Annotated in this window: 14 protein-coding genes and 6 tRNA genes; 17 read left to right on the top strand and 3 right to left on the bottom strand. The window is 62.3% G+C overall.

Annotated elements, in window-relative coordinates:
- Nucleotides 1-12: 12 nt before the first annotated feature.
- A complete protein-coding gene (locus LVS58_RS23755; protein ID WP_233693070.1) occupies nucleotides 13-1,068 on the bottom strand; it encodes an HlyD family secretion protein in 1,056 nt (351 codons plus the stop codon).
- 143 nt (nucleotides 1,069-1,211) lie between these two features.
- Here LVS58_RS23755 and gltX point away from each other — a divergent pair, with 143 nt between their 5' ends.
- The 12 genes from gltX to LVS58_RS23695 all read left to right on the top strand — a co-directional run bounded on the left by gltX (nucleotide 1,212) and on the right by LVS58_RS23695 (nucleotide 7,695).
- Nucleotides 1,212-2,693: a glutamate--tRNA ligase gene (gltX, locus tag LVS58_RS23750; RefSeq protein WP_233693069.1), complete on the top strand. Its 1,482-nt coding sequence runs from the start codon at nucleotides 1,212-1,214 to the stop codon at nucleotides 2,691-2,693.
- Between the two features lie 346 nt (nucleotides 2,694-3,039).
- A tRNA-Ala gene (locus LVS58_RS23745) sits at nucleotides 3,040-3,115 on the top strand.
- Nucleotides 3,116-3,187: 72 nt separating this feature from the next.
- Nucleotides 3,188-3,263: transfer RNA gene (locus LVS58_RS23740), tRNA-Glu, on the top strand.
- Nucleotides 3,264-3,314: 51 nt separating this feature from the next.
- A tRNA-Ala gene (locus LVS58_RS23735) sits at nucleotides 3,315-3,390 on the top strand.
- A gap of 42 nt (nucleotides 3,391-3,432) precedes the next feature.
- A tRNA-Glu gene (locus LVS58_RS23730) sits at nucleotides 3,433-3,508 on the top strand.
- A 61-nt stretch (nucleotides 3,509-3,569) separates the two neighbouring features.
- Nucleotides 3,570-3,645 (top strand) — tRNA-Ala (locus LVS58_RS23725).
- Nucleotides 3,646-3,687: 42 nt separating this feature from the next.
- Nucleotides 3,688-3,763: transfer RNA gene (locus LVS58_RS23720), tRNA-Glu, on the top strand.
- Nucleotides 3,764-3,932: 169 nt separating this feature from the next.
- Complete coding sequence (locus LVS58_RS23715) at nucleotides 3,933-4,472, top strand: TetR/AcrR family transcriptional regulator (RefSeq protein ID WP_233693068.1); 540 nt, start codon at nucleotides 3,933-3,935, stop codon at nucleotides 4,470-4,472.
- A gap of 15 nt (nucleotides 4,473-4,487) precedes the next feature.
- The gene (locus LVS58_RS23710) at nucleotides 4,488-5,366 is read left to right on the top strand and encodes an alpha/beta fold hydrolase (protein WP_233693067.1); all 879 of its coding nucleotides are present in this window, start codon (nucleotides 4,488-4,490) and stop codon (nucleotides 5,364-5,366) included.
- Nucleotides 5,367-5,470: 104 nt separating this feature from the next.
- Nucleotides 5,471-5,905, top strand: coding sequence for an acyl-CoA thioesterase (locus LVS58_RS23705; RefSeq protein WP_003247186.1), 435 nt, complete (start codon nucleotides 5,471-5,473; stop codon nucleotides 5,903-5,905).
- A gap of 50 nt (nucleotides 5,906-5,955) precedes the next feature.
- Nucleotides 5,956-6,927, top strand: a complete 972-nt coding sequence (locus tag LVS58_RS23700) for a tRNA dihydrouridine synthase (RefSeq protein WP_233693066.1) — start codon at nucleotides 5,956-5,958, stop codon at nucleotides 6,925-6,927.
- A gap of 324 nt (nucleotides 6,928-7,251) precedes the next feature.
- The gene (locus LVS58_RS23695) at nucleotides 7,252-7,695 is read left to right on the top strand and encodes an Hsp20 family protein (protein WP_019437397.1); all 444 of its coding nucleotides are present in this window, start codon (nucleotides 7,252-7,254) and stop codon (nucleotides 7,693-7,695) included.
- A gap of 89 nt (nucleotides 7,696-7,784) precedes the next feature.
- On the opposite strand, the gene LVS58_RS23690 is transcribed toward LVS58_RS23695, so the two are convergent.
- Together LVS58_RS23690 and LVS58_RS23685 are read right to left on the bottom strand one after the other, a co-directional pair.
- Complete coding sequence (locus LVS58_RS23690; protein ID WP_233693065.1) at nucleotides 7,785-11,081, bottom strand: bifunctional diguanylate cyclase/phosphodiesterase; 3,297 nt, start codon at nucleotides 11,079-11,081, stop codon at nucleotides 7,785-7,787.
- Between the two features lie 61 nt (nucleotides 11,082-11,142).
- Nucleotides 11,143-12,021 carry a LysR family transcriptional regulator gene (locus tag LVS58_RS23685; protein ID WP_233693064.1) on the bottom strand — a complete coding sequence of 293 codons (879 nt, stop codon included), beginning with the start codon at nucleotides 12,019-12,021 and terminating at the stop codon, nucleotides 11,143-11,145.
- A 131-nt stretch (nucleotides 12,022-12,152) separates the two neighbouring features.
- On the opposite strand from LVS58_RS23685, the gene leuC reads away from it, so the two are divergent.
- The 5 genes from leuC (at nucleotide 12,153) to asd (ending at nucleotide 17,420) form a co-directional block, all read left to right on the top strand.
- Entirely contained in the window at nucleotides 12,153-13,586 is a 1,434-nt protein-coding gene (gene leuC / locus LVS58_RS23680) for a 3-isopropylmalate dehydratase large subunit (protein WP_003247191.1), read from the top strand.
- Nucleotides 13,583-14,227, top strand: a complete 645-nt coding sequence (leuD, locus tag LVS58_RS23675) for a 3-isopropylmalate dehydratase small subunit (RefSeq protein WP_020192544.1) — start codon at nucleotides 13,583-13,585, stop codon at nucleotides 14,225-14,227. The genes leuC and leuD overlap by 4 nt, the downstream gene beginning before the upstream one ends.
- Before the next feature lie 115 nt (nucleotides 14,228-14,342).
- The gene (locus tag LVS58_RS23670) at nucleotides 14,343-15,107 is read left to right on the top strand and encodes a class I SAM-dependent methyltransferase (RefSeq protein ID WP_233693063.1); all 765 of its coding nucleotides are present in this window, start codon (nucleotides 14,343-14,345) and stop codon (nucleotides 15,105-15,107) included.
- Nucleotides 15,108-15,161: 54 nt separating this feature from the next.
- Nucleotides 15,162-16,244 (top strand): 3-isopropylmalate dehydrogenase, encoded by a 1,083-nt coding sequence (leuB, locus tag LVS58_RS23665; RefSeq protein WP_003247194.1) that lies wholly within the window; start codon nucleotides 15,162-15,164, stop codon nucleotides 16,242-16,244.
- Between the two features lie 63 nt (nucleotides 16,245-16,307).
- Nucleotides 16,308-17,420, top strand: a complete 1,113-nt coding sequence (asd, locus tag LVS58_RS23660; protein ID WP_003247195.1) for an aspartate-semialdehyde dehydrogenase — start codon at nucleotides 16,308-16,310, stop codon at nucleotides 17,418-17,420.
- Nucleotides 17,421-17,977 lie beyond the last annotated feature (557 nt).

The raw sequence follows: 17,977 nt of genomic DNA, 5'->3' as shown, positions 1-17,977 counted from the left end.
CGCAGCAGTTGATCACCGGCCATTGTGGCCTTCGTCTGCGCTGCGCAGGTCGACGGTGGCGGTCACCGACATGCCGGGGCGAATACGCCCATGCAACGGGTTGTCGGCACGGAACGTGAGTTTTATCGGGATGCGCTGCACAACCTTGGTGAAGTTGCCGGTGGCGTTGTCCGGTGGCAGCAGGCTGAACTGCGCACCGGACGCGGCGAACAGGCTGTCTACCCGCCCTTCGATCGGTGTGTCGGGGTAGCTGTCGAACAACAGCTGCGCGCGCTGGCCGGGCTGCATGCGGCCGATCTGGGTTTCCTTGAAGTTGGCCTGCACCCAGATGTCTTCATCCGGCACGATCGACAGCAGGTAGGCGCCGGCCTGCACCACTTGGCCATTGCGCGCATTACGCTGGCCGATGGTTCCGCTGATCGGTGCATGGATTTCGCAGCGGGTCAGGTTCAGTTCGGCCTGGGCCAGGTCGGTGCGGGCATTGGCGATTTGCGCATCGAGGCGCTTGAGTTCGGCGTTCAGGGCGGTGACCTGCTGGCGCTGGCTTTGCAGGTCGGCGCGGGCCTTGTCGACCTGGGAGCCGGCGACATGGCTGTCCGTCGACAGGGTAGTGACCCGCTCCTCAGAGACAAAGCCCGGTTTGCGCAGCTTCTCGGCGCGGCTCAGGTCCAGCCGTGAACGGTCGAAGGTGGCCTGGGTGGCCGCCAACTGGGCCTGGCCGGCGGCAATCAGGCTGCCTTGCTGGGTGAGGCGGCTTTGCGCTTGTGCGTACTCGGCTTCGCGGGTGGCCAGGGCGGCACGGGCGCGTTCGACCGCCAGCTCGAAGTCGGCGGCTTCCAGGCGCACCAGCAGGTCGCCCTTGCTGACGTGCTGGTTGTCCTCGACCGGCACCGTTTCGATACGTGCGCCGAGCTGGCTGGAGATACGGGTGATCTCACCCTGCACGTAAGCGTTGTCGGTGCTCTCGTAGAAGCGGCCCTTGAAGTACCAGTGGGCCAGGAAGGCGAGGGCGATGATGGCCACCAGGGCGAAGAAGAGCGTCAGGCGGCGTTTGAGTTGGGCAGGCATGGGGACTATCGTTCCAGAAATGTAAACAAATTTAACAGCGGCACAGGGCCTGTCGACAAGTGACGTTCGCGCCATTGCTGGAGCCCGGTGCCCGCCTCCTGCTAACATCCCGCCTTTGTTTCATCTTTCGTTCGAGACTCTCCATGACCACCGTACGCACGCGTATCGCGCCATCGCCTACCGGCGACCCCCATGTCGGCACCGCCTACATCGCCCTGTTCAACTACTGCTTTGCCAAGCAGCACGGCGGTGAGTTCATCCTGCGCATCGAAGACACCGACCAGTTGCGCTCCACGCGTGAGTCGGAGCAACAGATCTTCGACGCTCTGCGCTGGCTTGGCATCGAATGGAACGAGGGCCCGGATGTCGGCGGCCCGCACGGCCCCTACCGGCAGAGCGAGCGTGGTGAAATCTACGCCAAATACGCTAAGGAACTGGTAGACGCCGGCCACGCCTTCTATTGCTTCTGCACCGCCGAAGAGCTGGAGCAGATGCGTGCCGAACAACAGGCTCGTGGCGAAACCCCCCGTTACGATGGCCGTGCATTGCTGCTGAGCGCCGAAGAAGTGCAGCGCCGCCTGGACGCTGGCGAGCCGCACGTGATCCGCATGAAGGTGCCGAGCGAAGGTGTCTGCGTGGTGCCGGACATGCTGCGCGGCGATGTCGAGATCCCGTGGGACCGCATGGACATGCAGGTACTGATGAAGAACGACGGCCTGCCGACGTACTTCCTGGCCAACGTGGTCGACGACCACCTGATGGGCATCACCCACGTGCTGCGTGGGGAAGAGTGGCTGCCATCGGCGCCCAAGCTGATCAAGCTGTACGAGTACTTCGGCTGGGAGCAGCCCAAGCTGTGCTATATGCCGCTGCTGCGCAACCCGGACAAATCCAAACTGTCCAAGCGCAAGAACCCGACCTCGGTCACCTTCTACGAGCGCATGGGCTTCATGCCTGAAGCGATGCTCAACTACCTTGGCCGCATGGGCTGGTCGATGCCTGACGAGCGCGAGAAGTTCTCGCTGGCCGAAATGGTCGAGCACTTCGACCTGTCACGTATCTCGCTGGGCGGCCCGATCTTCGACATCGAGAAGCTGTCCTGGCTCAACGGCCAGTGGCTGCGCGAGCTGCCGGTCGACGAGTTTGCCGCACGCCTGCAGAAGTGGGCCTTCAACAGCGACTACATGATGAAGATTGCCCCGCACGTGCAAGGCCGGGTCGAAACCTTCAGCCAGGTTGCCCCCTTGGGCGGGTTCTTCTTCGAAGGCGCGCTCAAGCTTGATGCCAAGCTGTTCGAAAGCAAGAAACTGTCGGCCGACCAAGTGCGCCAGGTGATCCAGCTGATCCTGTGGAAGCTTGAAAGCCTGCGTCAGTGGGAAAAAGAGCGCATCACCGGTTGCATCCAGGCCGTGGTCGAAGCGCTGGAGCTGAAACTGCGCGACGCCATGCCGCTGATGTTTGCCGCCATCACGGGCCAGGCCAGCTCGGTTTCGGTGCTGGACGCCATGGAAATCCTCGGCCCCGACCTGACGCGCTACCGCCTGCGCCAGGCCCTGGACCTGCTGGGTGGTGTGTCGAAGAAAGAAAACAAAGAATGGGAAAAGCTGTTGGCTTCCATCGCCTGACTGCGTTCCGAACACCGCTGTTGAGCACTGTGGGAGCGGCCTTGTGTCGCGAAAGGACCGCAACGCGGTCCCACTCTCTTTGGCTCAACGCAAAACCGTCGGGGGCCGCTTTGCGGCCCTTTCGCGACACAAGGCCGCTCCCACAGGCATTTCCCTGAGGACCAAGTAGCCGGGTTTAGTGGAGCAGGGCGGTAAGTGATTGTTATCTGTGAAAAAACTTTTGAATATTTTTGAAAATTCGTTTGACAGCCCTGCAATCCGAACTTAATATGCGCCCCGTCCACAGCGATGAACGAAAACGAAGCGCCAGGCACCCAGCCAGTGGTTCAGTTCAAAGCGACATTGTGGGGCTATAGCTCAGCTGGGAGAGCGCCTGCATGGCATGCAGGAGGTCAGCGGTTCGATCCCGCTTAGCTCCACCAAATTCCGCTTAGCAGCCAAGGCTGATAAGCAAGACCGGGTCCAGCAACCAGGTCTTGAAGGTAAGAAGGTTCGTCCCCTTCGTCTAGTGGCCTAGGACACCGCCCTTTCACGGCGGTAACAGGGGTTCGAGTCCCCTAGGGGACGCCAGTTTTACACAAGCGATGTTGTTATGTCGCTGGGCCGCGAGGCTAGAAATCCGGGGCTATAGCTCAGCTGGGAGAGCGCCTGCATGGCATGCAGGAGGTCAGCGGTTCGATCCCGCTTAGCTCCACCAATTTTGCCGCGGTTCGCGTTAGCGGATCGGCACGAAGGTTATGTCCCCTTCGTCTAGTGGCCTAGGACACCGCCCTTTCACGGCGGTAACAGGGGTTCGAGTCCCCTAGGGGACGCCACTTTTCCTGCGTTTTGCAGGGCTTTAAAAGGCTCGTCGGTTATTGATGAGCCTTTTGTTTCGGGGCTATAGCTCAGCTGGGAGAGCGCCTGCATGGCATGCAGGAGGTCAGCGGTTCGATCCCGCTTAGCTCCACCATTTCTGCCAGGGTTCACGCAAGTGGATCTTCGCGAAGGTTACGTCCCCTTCGTCTAGTGGCCTAGGACACCGCCCTTTCACGGCGGTAACAGGGGTTCGAGTCCCCTAGGGGACGCCACGTTTACCCGCGTTTTGCGGGACTTTAAAGGCTCATTCGCTTATTGAATGGGCCTTTTGTTTTTTCCTTTCCCAATAATTCGCCCCGACAAACGGCCGCACATTTTGCTTGCCAAAAAATATGATGAGAATAATATTTCGATCATCATATTTTGTTCGGTGTGTACCCGATGAGCGACAAGAAGAGCAGAACCCGCGAACGCATTCTGGAAGCTGCGCGCAGTGCGCTGATTCAGCACGGCCCGGCCGAACCCAGCGTCAGCCAGGTGATGGGTGCAGCAGGCCTGACCGTCGGGGGCTTCTATGCGCACTTCGAGAGCAAGGACGAGCTGATGCTCGAAGCGTTCCGCCAGTTGTTGGGTGAGCGCCGTGCGTTGCTCGCCCAGGTCGATCCCAATCTCGATGGCGCCGGGCGGCGGGCACTGGCCGGGGCCTTCTACCTCTCGCGCAAGCACCGGGACTGCGAAGTACATGCTTGCCCGTTGCCTAACGCGTTGGGCGAAATGCAGCGCCTGCCGGAGGTGTTCCGCGAGGTGCTGGCCGAGCACATCGAGTTGATGACTGCTGCGATGGTTGACCGCCCAGAGGATGCCGACAAAGCGCTGGCTGACCTGGCCCTGATGGTGGGGGGGCTGGCGCTGGCTCGGGCCTTGGGGACCAGTGACCTGTCTGACCGTATTTTGCGCGCTGCCAAGTCGGCGGTGCTTTAACCCTGGAGCATGGCGATGACCACCCTTAGCTGGATTCGCGGTGTCAATGGCACCTTGGGCCGCCTGGCCCCCGAGCATGTCGCGGGCAAGATGCGCCGTGCCTTCATGACGCCGCGCAACCTGCCGCCGCGGGATTGGGAGCTGCCTGTGCTGGCCAGTGCCGAGCGAATTACGCTGCGCTTCGGCCTGTCTGCCTTGCGCTGGGGGCAAGGGCCGACCGTGCTGCTGATGCACGGTTGGGAAGGGCGCCCGACGCAATTTGCCGCTTTGATCGAGACCTTGGTTCAGGCGGGGCATACGGTGGTATCGCTGGAAGGGCCGGGGCATGGCCGTTCGCCTGGCGCGCAAGCGAACGTGGTGCTGTTTGCCCGGGCGTTGTTGGAAGCCGCCGCAGAGTTGCCGCCCTTGCGAGCGGTCATAGGTCATTCCATGGGCGGTGCCAGCGTGTTGTTGGCCTTGCAGATGGGGCTTCGCACAGAGGCGGCTGTCAGCATTGCAGCGCCGGCGCGCTTGCTAGGTGTATTGCGGGGTTTTGCCCATCGCCTGGGGCTGCCAGCGCGGGCGCGGGCAGCGTTCATTCGCCAGGTCGAGCGTGACGTGGGCATGCAGATTGCGCGGCTGGATGTGACGGGTTACCAGTTGGAGCTGCCGGGGCTGGTGGTGCATGCCGCCAATGATGCGCTCGTGCCCGCAGATGAGGCACAGGTTATTCACAAAGCCTGGTTCGACAGTCGGCTGATGCTGCTGGAAGAGGGTGGTCACCAGCGAGTGCTGGCCGACCCGCGGCTGGGTGAAGCCGTGCTCGAATTGCTGGCTCGGGCTGAAGCCGTCAGTGTCGGGGCGGCTTCAGCCGCGAACATCGGCATCGCCGGTGCCACCCACCGCGGTGTCTGATTCGCGGGCAAGCCCGCTCCTATAACGACCGCTTCAGGCTCGCTGGGGCTGGACATTGCCCCGCAGATCGCTGCTAAATCGCCTTTTGCGCCAAGGAAGCGAAAATGAGCTGGGACCTGGCAACACCCTTCGTCATCGACCTGCGCGTCGGCAGCGAGGATATCGACGGCCTTGGCCACGCCAACAATGCCGTCTACGTCACCTGGCTTGAGCGCTGCGCCTGGCGCCACTCCCAGCGCCTGGGGCTGGACCTGGCCGAGTACCGGCGCCTTGACCGGGCGATGGCTGTGGTGCGCCACGAAATCGACTACCTGGCCGCCGCCTATGAAGACGATGAGCTGCAGCTGGCCACCTGGATTATTGACTGGGACCAGCGCCTGCGCATGACCCGGCGGTTTCAGCTCAAGCGCCCGCGCGATGGTGTGACGCTGCTGCGCGCGCAAACCACCTTTGCCTGCATCGAGCTGTCCAGCGGCAAGCCCAGGCGCATGCCGGCGGAATTCGTCGAGGGTTACGGTCCGGCGCTGATCGGCGCCTGAGTCGCCGGCATTTTTTGTTAAACTGCCGGTTTTTCCGCTGAGACCCCGACATGCAAATTGCCCTGGCCCCCATGGAGGGGCTGGTCGACAACATCCTGCGCGACGTATTGACCCGTGTAGGCGGTATTGACTGGTGCGTCACCGAGTTCATTCGCGTGTGCGACCGCCTGCTGCCGGCGTCCTCGTTCGACAAGCTGGCGCCTGAATTGCGCCAGGGAGCGCGCACGGCTTCTGGTGTGCCCATGCGCGTGCAATTGCTGGGTTCGGACCCGGTATGCCTGGCGGACAACGCCGCACTGGCGTGCGAGCTTGGGGCGCCGGTGATCGACCTGAACTTCGGTTGCCCGGCAAAGACGGTGAACAAGTCGCGCGGTGGTGCGGTACTGCTCAAAGAGCCGGAATTGTTGCACGCCATTGTGCGTGAAGTGCGGCGTGCAGTGCCGGCGAATATCCCGGTCACCTCGAAGATGCGTCTGGGCTTCGACAGCCCCGATGGGGCACTGGAGTGCGCCACGGCGCTGGCCGAGGGCGGTTCGGCACACCTGGTGGTGCACGCACGGACCAAGGTTGAGGGCTACAAGCCGCCAGCGCACTGGGAGTGGGTGGCGCGGGTACAGGATGTGGTCAAGGTGCCGGTGTTCGCCAATGGCGAGATCTGGACCGTCGATGACTGGCGGCGTTGCCGCGAGGTCAGTGGCGCCGAAGACTTCATGCTCGGCCGCGGGCTGGTATCGCGCCCGGACCTGGGCTTGCAGATTGCAGCCGCGCGGGACGGGCGCGACTACCAGCCGATGAGCTGGCATGACTTGTTGCCACTGTTGCGTGAGTTCTGGCGCCAGGCCCAGGCCAAATTGTCGCCGCGTTATGCGCCGGGGCGGATGAAGCAGTGGCTGGCGATGCTGACTCGCAGTTACCCCGAAGCGGTGGTGTTGTTTGCCGAGTTGCGCCGGGAAGATGACTGCGCGCGGATCAGCCGGTTGCTCGGGGTTGAGGTTCCAGCCTTGGAAGCTTGCGTCGCCTGAGCAGGCCTCTTCGCGGGTACTGCACCCGTAGGAGCGGGTTCACCCGCGAAAGGGCCGGGCCTGCTGGCCAATATCCCTGGCCGTTCACCGTCGCTGCTGCCACCGTATTCGCGGGTAAACCCGCTCCTACGCCGGATCGGTGGTTCGGCAAAGGCCGCCGTAGGGGCGGGTCAGCGACAAACAGGTCACAGGCTCCGTGCAAAAAAATCAAATTTTTTCTGTTTGCCCCTTGAAAGCGTTTCCCGCGGCCATATCTTTTGAGTACGCGATGCCGAAGCCGGGTCGCGTAATGACTTACTTGCTGAATCTCAGGAGTTTATGACCATGACTACTGCTTTCTCTCTTGCTCCACTGTTCCGTCATTCCGTTGGTTTCGACCGTTTCAACGACCTGTTCGAATCCGCGGCACGTAACGAGGCCGGTAGCAGCTACCCGCCCTATAACGTGGAAAAGCATGGCGATGACCACTACCGCATCGTGGTTGCTGCAGCCGGTTTCCAGGAAGAGGACCTCGACCTGCAGGTCGAAAAAGGTGTCCTGACCGTGACCGGTGGCAAGCGCGACAACAGCGCCGCTGAAGTGACCTACCTGCACCAGGGTATCGCACAACGCGCCTTCAAGCTGTCGTTCCGCCTGGCAGATCACATCGAAGTGAAGGCCGCCGGCCTGGCCAATGGCCTGCTCAGCATCGACCTGCTGCGCATCGTGCCTGAAGAAGCCAAGGCCAAGCGCATTCCGATCAATGGTGAAAAGCCTGCGCTGAACTGATCGCGCTGCAATGAAAAAGGGCACCTCCAGAGGTGCCCTTTTTCGTGCCTCTCGCGCGGTTCCGTGTAGGCGCGCGGCCTTCATGCGGGTCAGTAATCTGCCGGCGCCTCCAGCAGCATCTGCCGAAACTCCGGCAGCGGCAATGGCCGGCTGTGCAGATAACCCTGGTACAGATGGCACCCCAGCCGCTCGAGAAACGCCAGCTGGTCGGTCAGCTCTACCCCTTCGGCAATCACCGCAAGGTCCAGACTGCGCGCCATGGCGACAATGGCGCGGACAATTTCTGCGTCGTTGGGGTCGACCGGTGCATCGCGTACGAAGCTCTGGTCGATTTTCAGCGCATCGACCGGCAGGCGCTTCAGGTAAGTCAGCGAGGAGTAGCCGGTGCCGAAGTCGTCCATGGCAAAACTCACCCCGTAGCGCTTCAGCTCGCGCATCTTGCTGATGGTGTCTTCCAGGTTCTGGATGACGATGCCTTCTGTGATTTCCAGCGTCAGCATCTGCCGCGGCAGGCGGTAATCGTCCAGGCTGCGCAGCACCCGCCCGACAAAGTCGTTCTGGCGGAACTGTCGCGGGCTTATGTTCACGCACAGGCTGAAATCGTCAGCGTCGATCAGCCCGTCGGTGAGCATGCGGGCGCAGGCGTCGCAGGCTTCGTCGAGAATCCAGCTGCCAACTTCCAGGATCAGGCCGCTTTCTTCCAGTACCTGGATGAACTGCGAGGGCGGTTGCTGGCCCAGTAGCGGGTGGTGCCAGCGCAGCAGCACTTCGGCACCGACGATGCGGTTGTCACGGGCATCCACCTGCGGCTGGAAGTGCAGCGCCAGTTCGCCACGGGCCAAGGCCAGGCGCAGGTCGTTTTCCATGCGCAGGCGCTCGCTGGCGGCCTTTTGCATGGTGGTGTGGAACAGCTGGGTGGTGTTGCGACCGGAGTCCTTGGCCCGGTACAGGGCAATATCGGCACGCTTGAGCAGGTCGGCCGGTGTGGTGCCGTGGTCGGGGATCAGCGCCACGCCGATGCTGGGCGTTACCTGCAGGCGCTGGCCATCCAGTGACATGGGCTCGGCCAGCAGTTCGCGCAGGGTGTCGGCCAGCTCGCGCACTTGCTGTTCCACGTGTTCGCGGCTTCCTTCCAGGCCGCTGAGCAGCACCACGAATTCGTCGCCCCCCAGGCGCGCCACGGTGTCCTCCAGCCGCACGCTGGCCTCAAGGCGGGCGGTGATGATCTTCAGCACAGTGTCGCCCACCGGGTGGCCCAGCGAGTCGTTGATGTGCTTGAAGTGGTCCAGGTCGAGGAACAGCAGGGCACCACGCAGGTTATGCCGCTTGAGCAAGGCGATTTGCTGGCTCAGGCGGTCCATCAACAAGGCGCGGTTCGGCAGGTTGGTCAGCGGGTCGTGATAGGCCAGGTGACGTATCTGCGCCTGGGCGTTCTTCAGCTGGCTGACGTCGCGGGCCGTCAGCAGCAGGCAATCCACTTCGTTGAGGGTGATCGGTTCTACCGAAACCTCCACCGTGAGGATATCGCCACGCTTGTTGCGCCCGAGCATCTCGCGGTGGTGTACCCGGCCGCGTTCGTGTAATTCGGCCAGCAGCGCGCTGCGCTGCTTGGCGTCGGCCCAGATGCCGATCTCATACACCGTGTGGCCGATCACTTCGGCAGTGCTGTAGCCGGTCAGGCGGCAGAAGCCGTCGTTGACTTCCAGGTAGCGGCCGCTGTGGCGTTCGGTGATGGTGATGGCGTCGGGGCTGGAGTGGAAGGCCTTGGCGAACTTCTCCTCGCTGGACTTCAGCGCGGCTTCGGCGCGTTGTTGCTGGGTGATGTCGCGCAGGGTGGTGACGCTGCAGGGCTGGTCGTCGACGGTGATCAGGCGGCTGGAAATCACACAGGTCAGCGGGGCGCCATTGCGGTGGTTGAGTACCACGGCGACGTTGCTCAAGGCCTGTTCGCGGATCACCTGCTCGATACGTTTCGCGCGCTCGACGGACTCGGCCCACAGGCCGATTTCCTCGGCGGTACGCCCAAGCACCTGCTCGCTGCTCCAGCCGAAGGTCTGGGTGAACGCCGGATTGATCTCGATGAACTGGCCGGTGTCCTGACGAGTGACGCAGATCGGGTCGGGGCTGACCTGGAACAGGCTGGCAAACTTCTCTTCCGAGGCGCTCAGGCGCTGTTCGCGCTCCACCTGATCGGTGATGTCGAGCAAGGTGCCCGCCATGCGCAGGGGGATGCCCTGGTCGTCGCGGTACAGCCGCGCGCGGCTTTCGATATAGCGTGAAGTGCCGTTTTCCAACTGCACCCGATAGGTGATCTGGTAGTTGCCGGCGGGCCCTTCGCGCAGGCTACGGTAGGCCTGTCGCATCGAGTTGCGCTCTTGCTCCGGCACCCCCTCGAAAAATGCATCGAACGATTCATGAAAAGGGATGGGCGGCAAGCCATGCAGCTGCGCAGCGCGGGCCGAGCCGTAGAGCATGCCGCTTGGGATGTGCCAGTCCCAGGTGCCCAGTTGCGCCGAATCCAGGGCCAGGTCCAGGCGCTCCTGGCTGTCCTTCAGGGCCTTCTCGGCGCGCTTGCGTTCGGTGGTGTCGACGAATGTGCTGATCAGGAAAGTCACGCCTTCCAGCTCGATGCCCTGGGTGCACAGGATGCCGTCATGCACCTTGCCGCTGGTGGCGCGGAATTGCACCTCCATGATCAGCGGGCCGCCGTTGGCGCGGGTCGACTCGATTATCTGGTGGCGCTGTTCGGGGTTGACCCACAGGCCCAGTTCCAGGCTGGTCTTGCCGATCACCTGGCTGCCGGGCCAGCCGAACATGTCTTCGAAGTGCTGGTTGACCTCGAAGATCATGCCATCGTGGCGGCGGGTCAGCAAAATGGCGTTAGGGCTCAGGTGGAACAGCGTGGCGAAGCGCTTTTCCGAATTGATCAGCGCCGTTTCCCGCTCGCGCTGGCGGGTGATCTCGCGGATCACGCCGATCATCTGCGGTCGGCCGTGCGGGTCGTGGGTCAGGCTGCCGTTGATCTCCAGCCAGTGCAGGCTGCCGTCCGGCCAGCGGATACGGTGGCGCATGGCCTGTTCCACCGGCTCACCGTTGAACACTGCCTGAAACATTTGGCGCGTGCGGGCGCGGTCCTCCTCGGGCAGCAGGTCAAGGTAATCGATATCGGCAGGCAGTGGCCGCTGTGGATCGAAGCCGAACAGGGCCTGCGTTCCCCGCGACCAACTGACCCTGCCGCTTTCGATATCCCATAGCCAGGCACCCAGGTGCGCACCGTTGAGCGCTGCCAGCAGTTGCGGGGCGTTCTGCCAGGCCTGCTCGGACTCCTGGGGATCAGCGGCAGGTATTCGCGGCAGGCGCAAAAAGCGGTTTGCTGATTTGGGCATCGGTACCAGACCTTTGGCGTATGACGTGTCCTTGGAAACGGAATAGCCGGCTGACAGCCCTTCAGGTGGAACCTGAGTGGCTGTCGAGCAGGGCCATGAATGCCCTGGCCGCATTCGATAGCGTACGCTCCGTGTGCAAAATGTAGCCTAGCTGGCGCGACAGCTGTATGCCGGGCAAAGCGATGGGTGCAACCTGCTCGTCGAGCATGGTGCGTGGCAGTACGCTCCAGGCCAGGCCGATCGACACCATCATCTTGATGGTTTCCAGGTAATTGGTGCTCATGGCGATGTTCGGCGTCAGGCCCTGGCTTTCGAACAGGCGCTGGACGATATGGTGGGTAAAGGTATTGCCGCCGGGAAATACCGCCGGGTGGCGGGCGACGTCAGCCAGGCTGACCGCCTGATTATTGGCCAATGGGTGCTCGGGGGCGGCGACAAAGTCCAGGGCGTCATCCCACACCGGCACGGCCTTGACCAAGTGATGAGGCTCGGGCGCCAGGGTGATAACGGCGATTTCGGCGCGGCCATGCAGTATCTCGTCGTAGGCCTGTTCCGAATCCATGAACTGAATATCCAGCGCCACGGCCGGGAACTGACGGGTGAAGGCCCGCAGCAGCGGAGGCAAGCGGTGCAGGCCGATATGGTGGCTGGTGGCCAGGGTCAGGCGACCACTCACTTCCCCGCTCAGGTTGGTCAGCGCCCGTCGGGTATCATCAAGGACGTTGAGGATCTGGTAGGCCCGCGGCAACAGTGCGCGCCCGGCTTCAGTCAGGGTCACCTCGCGGCCCAGGCGGTCGAACAGGCGCACGTCCAGTTGCTGCTCCAGGCCGGCGATGCGTTTGCTGATGGCCGGCTGGGTCAGGAACAGGCGTTCGGCCGCGCCAGAAAAGCTACCGGTTTCGGCAATGGCGATGAAGGCGCTGAGGTTGGCCAGGTCCATGATGTCGTATTCCTTTGGGTTATCCAAAGCATAAAAATTATGAATTTGAGTTATTCAATCTAACCCCCTAGCATCGTCCGTACAAGCCAAGGGGTCTTTGGCATAGAAAGACGCTGATGAGGAACAGTCTGATGGCTGGCAAAACGCTCTACGACAAACTCTGGGAAGCCCATGAGGTCAAGCGCCGTGATGACGGCTCGTCCTTGATCTACATCGACCGCCACATCATCCACGAAGTGACGTCGCCCCAGGCCTTCGAAGGCCTGCGCCTGGCCAATCGCAAACCGTGGCGTATCGACGCCAACATCGCCACGCCGGACCACAACGTGCCGACCACGCCAGAGCGTAAGGGTGGTATCGAGGCAATCGTCGACCAGGTTTCGCGCCTGCAAGTCCAGACCCTCGACGAGAACTGTGACGAATACGGCATCGTCGAATTCAAGATGAATGACGAGCGCCAGGGCATCGTCCACGTCATCAGCCCGGAGCAGGGTGCCACCTTGCCTGGCATGACCGTGGTCTGCGGTGACTCGCACACCTCCACCCATGGCGCTTTCGGTGCCTTGGCCCATGGCATCGGCACCTCCGAGGTCGAGCACGTGCTCGCCACCCAGTGCCTGGTCGCCAAGAAGATGAAGAACATGCTGGTGCGCGTGGAAGGCCAATTGCCGGCCGGCGTCACCGCCAAGGATATCGTGCTGGCCGTGATCGGCAAGATCGGCACTGCCGGTGGCAACGGGCACGCCATGGAATTCGCGGGCAGTGCCATTCGCGAATTGTCGATGGAAGGCCGCATGACCATCTGCAACATGTCCATCGAAGCCGGTGCCCGCGTGGGCCTGGTGGCGACCGATGCCACTACCGTTGCCTACGTCGAAGGGCGCCCGTACGCGCCGAAGGGCGAGCAGTGGAAGCAAGCGGTCGAATCGTGGAAAGACCTGGTGTCGGATGACGATGCCGTATTCGACACTGTGGTCGAGCTGGATGCCAGCCAGATCAAGCCACAGGTCAGCTGGGGCACTTCGCCCGAGATGGTTCTGGCCGTCGACCAGCGCGTACCGGATCCGGCTGCCGAAGCGGACCTGGTCAAGCGGGGTTCGATCGAGCGTGCCTTGAAGTACATGGGGCTGACCGCCAACCAGGCGATCACCGATATCAAGCTGGACCGTGTGTTCATCGGCTCGTGCACCAACTCGCGAATCGAGGACCTGCGTGCTGCGGCGGAAATCGCCAAGGGTCGCAAGGTGGCCGCCAGCGTCAAGCAAGCCATCGTCGTGCCGGGTTCGGGTCTGGTCAAGGCCCAGGCCGAGCGTGAAGGCCTGGACAAGATCTTCCTCGAAGCCGGTTTCGAATGGCGTGAACCAGGCTGCTCGATGTGCCTGGCGATGAACCCGGACCGCCTGGAAAGCGGCGAGCATTGCGCGTCCACTTCCAACCGCAACTTCGAAGGCCGTCAGGGCGCCGGTGGCCGTACCCACCTGGTCAGTCCGGCCATGGCCGCCGCTGCCGCTGTAGCTGGCCACTTCATCGATGTCCGCGAGTTGATCCAAGGGAGCGCAGCATGAAAGCCTTTACCCAGCACACTGGCCTCGTCGCACCGTTGGACCGTGCCAACGTCGACACCGACCAGATCATCCCCAAGCAGTTCTTGAAGTCGATCAAGCGCACCGGCTTTGGCCCGAACCTGTTCGACGAGTGGCGTTACCTGGACGTGGGTCAGCCCTACCAGGACAACAGCAAGCGCCCGCTCAACGAGGAGTTCGTGCTCAACCACGCGCGCTACCAGGGTGCCAGCGTGTTGCTGGCGCGGGAGAACTTTGGTTGCGGCTCCAGCCGTGAGCATGCCCCTTGGGCGCTGGACGAGTACGGTTTCCGCAGCATCATTGCGCCGAGCTTTGCCGATATTTTCTTCAACAACAGCTTCAAGAACGGCTTGCTGCCGATCATTCTGAGCGATGAGGAAGTCGACGAGCTGTTCAAACAGGTTGAAGCCAACCCAGGCTATCAGCTGACCATCGACCTGCAGGCGCAGGCAGTGACCCGCCCGGATGGCAAGGTGCTGCACTTCGAGATTGATGCGTTCCGCAAGCACTGCCTGCTCAACGGTCTGGACGATATCGGCCTGACCCTGCAGGACAGCGATGCAATCAAGGCCTTCGAAGCCAAGCATCGCGCCAGCCAGCCTTGGCTGTTCCGTGATGCCTGAAGTTCGTAGGTGACGGTGCGGGCCTCTTCGCGGGCAGAGGGTTACGCGGTCGTTGTAGGAGCGGGTTACCCGCGAAGAGGCCGGCACAGGCAACAAAAATCTAAAGGAACGAGACATGACCAGCACCCAGCACATCGATGTGGTCCAACGCCAGTTCGGCGAACAGGCCAGCGCCTACCTCAGCAGCGCCGTGCACGCCCAAGGCAGTGAATTCGCCCTGCTGCAGGCTGAGCTGGCAGGGCAGGCCCATGCCCGCGTGCTGGACCTGGGCTGCGGTGCCGGTCATGTCAGCTTCCACGTCGCCCCGCTGGTTGCCGAAGTGGTCGCCTACGACCTCTCGCAGTCCATGCTCGACGTGGTCGCCAGCGCCGCCGCCGAGCGTGGTCTGGCCAATATCACTACCGAACGCGGCGCTGCCGAACGCCTGCCGTTCGCCGATGCCTCGTTCGACTTTGTCTTCAGCCGTTATTCGGCCCACCACTGGAGCGACCTGGGCCTGGCCCTGCGCGAAGTGCGCCGGGTGCTCAAGCCTGGTGGTGTGGCGGCGTTCATCGACGTGATGTCTCCGGGCAGCCCGCTGCTCGACACTTACCTGCAAACGGTCGAAGTGCTGCGCGACACCAGCCATGTGCGTGACTACTCCGTCGCCGAATGGCAACGCCAGGTCAGCGAAGCCGGCCTGCACGTGCGCAGCCACACCCGCCAACCGTTGCGCCTGGAGTGGAGCACCTGGGTTGAGCGCATGCGCACCCCCGAGCCGATGCGCGTGGCCATCCGCCAGTTGCAGCAAGCCATGGGCGAAGAAGTACGGCAGTATTACCAGATCGAAGCCGATGGCTCGTTCAGCACCGATGTGCTGGTGCTGTGGGCCGAGCGTTAAGCACTTTTCGGTGGGGCCCGCTTGGCCACACCGCGTGAATGGATAGAGGAAAGCATGAGCAAGCAGATTCTGATTCTCCCAGGTGACGGTATCGGCCCTGAAATCATGGCCGAAGCGGTCAAGGTACTGGAGTTGGCCAACGACAAGTTCCAGCTCGGTTTCAGCCTGGCGCACGACGTGATCGGCGGCGCCGCCATCGACAAGCACGGTGTGCCGCTGGCCGACGAAACCCTGGAGCGTGCGCGCAAGGCCGATGCGGTGCTGCTGGGGGCTGTTGGCGGGCCGAAGTGGGACAAGATCGAGCGAGACATTCGCCCGGAGCGCGGCCTGCTGAAGATCCGTTCGCAACTGGGCCTGTTCGCCAACCTGCGCCCGGCCATCCTTTATCCGCAACTGGCCGATGCCTCGTCGCTGAAGCCGGAAATCGTATCGGGCCTGGACATTCTCATCGTCCGGGAGCTGACCGGCGGCATCTACTTCGGTGCCCCGCGTGGCCAGCGCGAGCTGGAAGGCGGCGAACGCCAGGCCTACGACACCCTGCCGTACAGCGAAAGCGAAGTGCGCCGCATTGCCCGTGTCGGTTTCGACATGGCCCGTGTGCGCGGCAAGAAGCTGTGCTCGGTGGACAAGGCCAACGTTCTGGCCTCCAGCCAGCTGTGGCGTGAAGTGGTCGAAGACGTGGCCAAGGACTACCCGGACGTGGAACTGAGCCACATGTACGTCGACAACGCTGCCATGCAGCTGGTGCGTGCACCCAAACAGTTCGACGTGATGGTGACCGACAACATGTTCGGCGACATTCTGTCGGATGAAGCTTCCATGTTGACCGGTTCCATCGGCATGCTGCCTTCGGCGTCGCTGGATGCCGACAACAAGGGCATGTACGAGCCGTGCCACGGCTCGGCACCGGACATCGCTGGCCTTGGTATCGCCAACCCACTGGCGACTATCCTGTCGGTGTCGATGATGTTGCGTTACAGCTTCAATCAGTCGGCTGCCGCCGAGGCGATCGAGAAGGCCGTGAGCCTGGTTCTGGACCAGGGGCTGCGTACCGGCGACATCTTCTCGGAAGGCTGCCGCAAAGTTGGTACGCAGGAAATGGGCGACGCAGTAGTCGCAGCGCTGCGGAATCTGTAATCTCTCTGGCCCGCCACCCAAAATTCCCGGTGGCGGCCCACTTTTAGCAAAGGTGTAGTTGCGATGAAACGTGTAGGTCTGATCGGTTGGCGCGGTATGGTCGGTTCCGTGCTCATGCAGCGGATGCTGGAGGAGCAGGATTTCGACCTTATCGAGCCGGTGTTCTTCACTACCTCCAATGTTGGTGGCCAGGGTCCGAACGTGGGCAAGGATACAGCGCCCCTCAAGGACGCTTATTCGATTGAAGAACTCAAGACCCTCGACGTGATCCTGACCTGCCAGGGCGGCGACTACACCAACGAGGTCTTCCCCAAGCTGCGTGAAGCCGGCTGGCAGGGTTACTGGATCGACGCCGCTTCGTCCCTGCGCATGCAGGATGACGCGGTGATCATCCTTGACCCGGTCAACCGCAAGGTCATCGACCAGCAGCTTGACGCCGGTACCAAGAACTACATCGGTGGCAACTGCACCGTCAGCCTGATGCTGATGGGCCTGGGTGGCCTGTTCGAGGCCGGTCTGGTCGAGTGGATGAGCGCCATGACCTACCAGGCAGCTTCGGGTGCCGGCGCGCAGAACATGCGCGAGCTGATCAAGCAGATGGGCGCTACCCACGCGGCAGTGGCCGATGATCTGGCCAACCCGGCCAGTGCCATCCTCGATATCGACCGCAAGGTTGCCGAGACCATGCGCAGCGAAGCGTTCCCGACCGAAAACTTCGGCGTGCCGCTGGCGGGTAGCCTGATCCCGTGGATCGACAAGGAGCTGCCGAACGGTCAGAGCCGCGAAGAGTGGAAGGCCCAGGCCGAAACCAACAAGATCCTCGGCCGCTTCAAGAGCCCGATTCCGGTCGACGGCATCTGCGTGCGCATTGGTGCCATGCGCTGCCACAGCCAGGCGCTGACCATCAAGCTGAACAAGGACGTGCCGATCGCCGACATCGAGGGCATGATCAGCCAGCACAACCCTTGGGTGAAGCTGGTGCCGAACCAGCGTGAAATCAGCATGCAGGAGCTGACCCCGACCAAGGTCACCGGCACCCTGAACATCCCGGTTGGCCGCCTGCGCAAGCTGAACATGGGTTCGCAGTACCTGGGTGCGTTCACCGTGGGTGACCAGCTGCTGTGGGGCGCCGCCGAACCGCTGCGTCGCATGTTGCGGATTCTGCTGGAGCGTTGATCGTTCAGGCTTTACCTGAAAAATACCGCACTGGTGACAGTGCGGTATTTTTTTATGCCTTATTCATTGGCGAAATGTCTGCTCTGACAGAGCCTTGCCCTTGCTTTTGCTTTTGCTTCTAAGTGCGCGATAGTTCAGACGACGCAGATTGCGACTTCAGGAGGCCGAGCGCAGGGCTTGCGGAGGGAGGTGACGGGCATGGATGCCCGTCAAGCGCTGAGGCCCCATGGATGGGGCCTGCAGCGCGGTCCTCCCGGGAGCAAGCCCGGAGCGAGGGAACCCCGGAGCGTAGCGCAGGGGCCGGATGATGGGAGCCGACGGTTTTTGGTTCCTTTTTGCCACGACAAAAAGGGACCCGCCGTAAGGGCGGAAAGGTGACTATGCGCCACCTGCGTGAATGAATATCTACTCGGTGTGAATGCCCACATCCAAGAAGCAAGAAGCAAGAAGCAAATTCGTCTGTTTTGACTCAGCGAACAGTCCATTCACGATGGCGACACCGACTCACCTTTTCGCCCTTACGTGAACTTTTTGTCAAACGCGACAAAAAGTAACCA

Origin of the sequence: Pseudomonas sp. JR33AA (genome assembly GCF_021378985.1) — a bacterium.
Taxonomy (GTDB): Bacteria; Pseudomonadota; Gammaproteobacteria; order Pseudomonadales; family Pseudomonadaceae; genus Aquipseudomonas; species Aquipseudomonas alloputida.
Note: the sequence above shows the minus strand (reverse complement) of the source record. Positions and strands in the feature narration are given on the sequence as shown.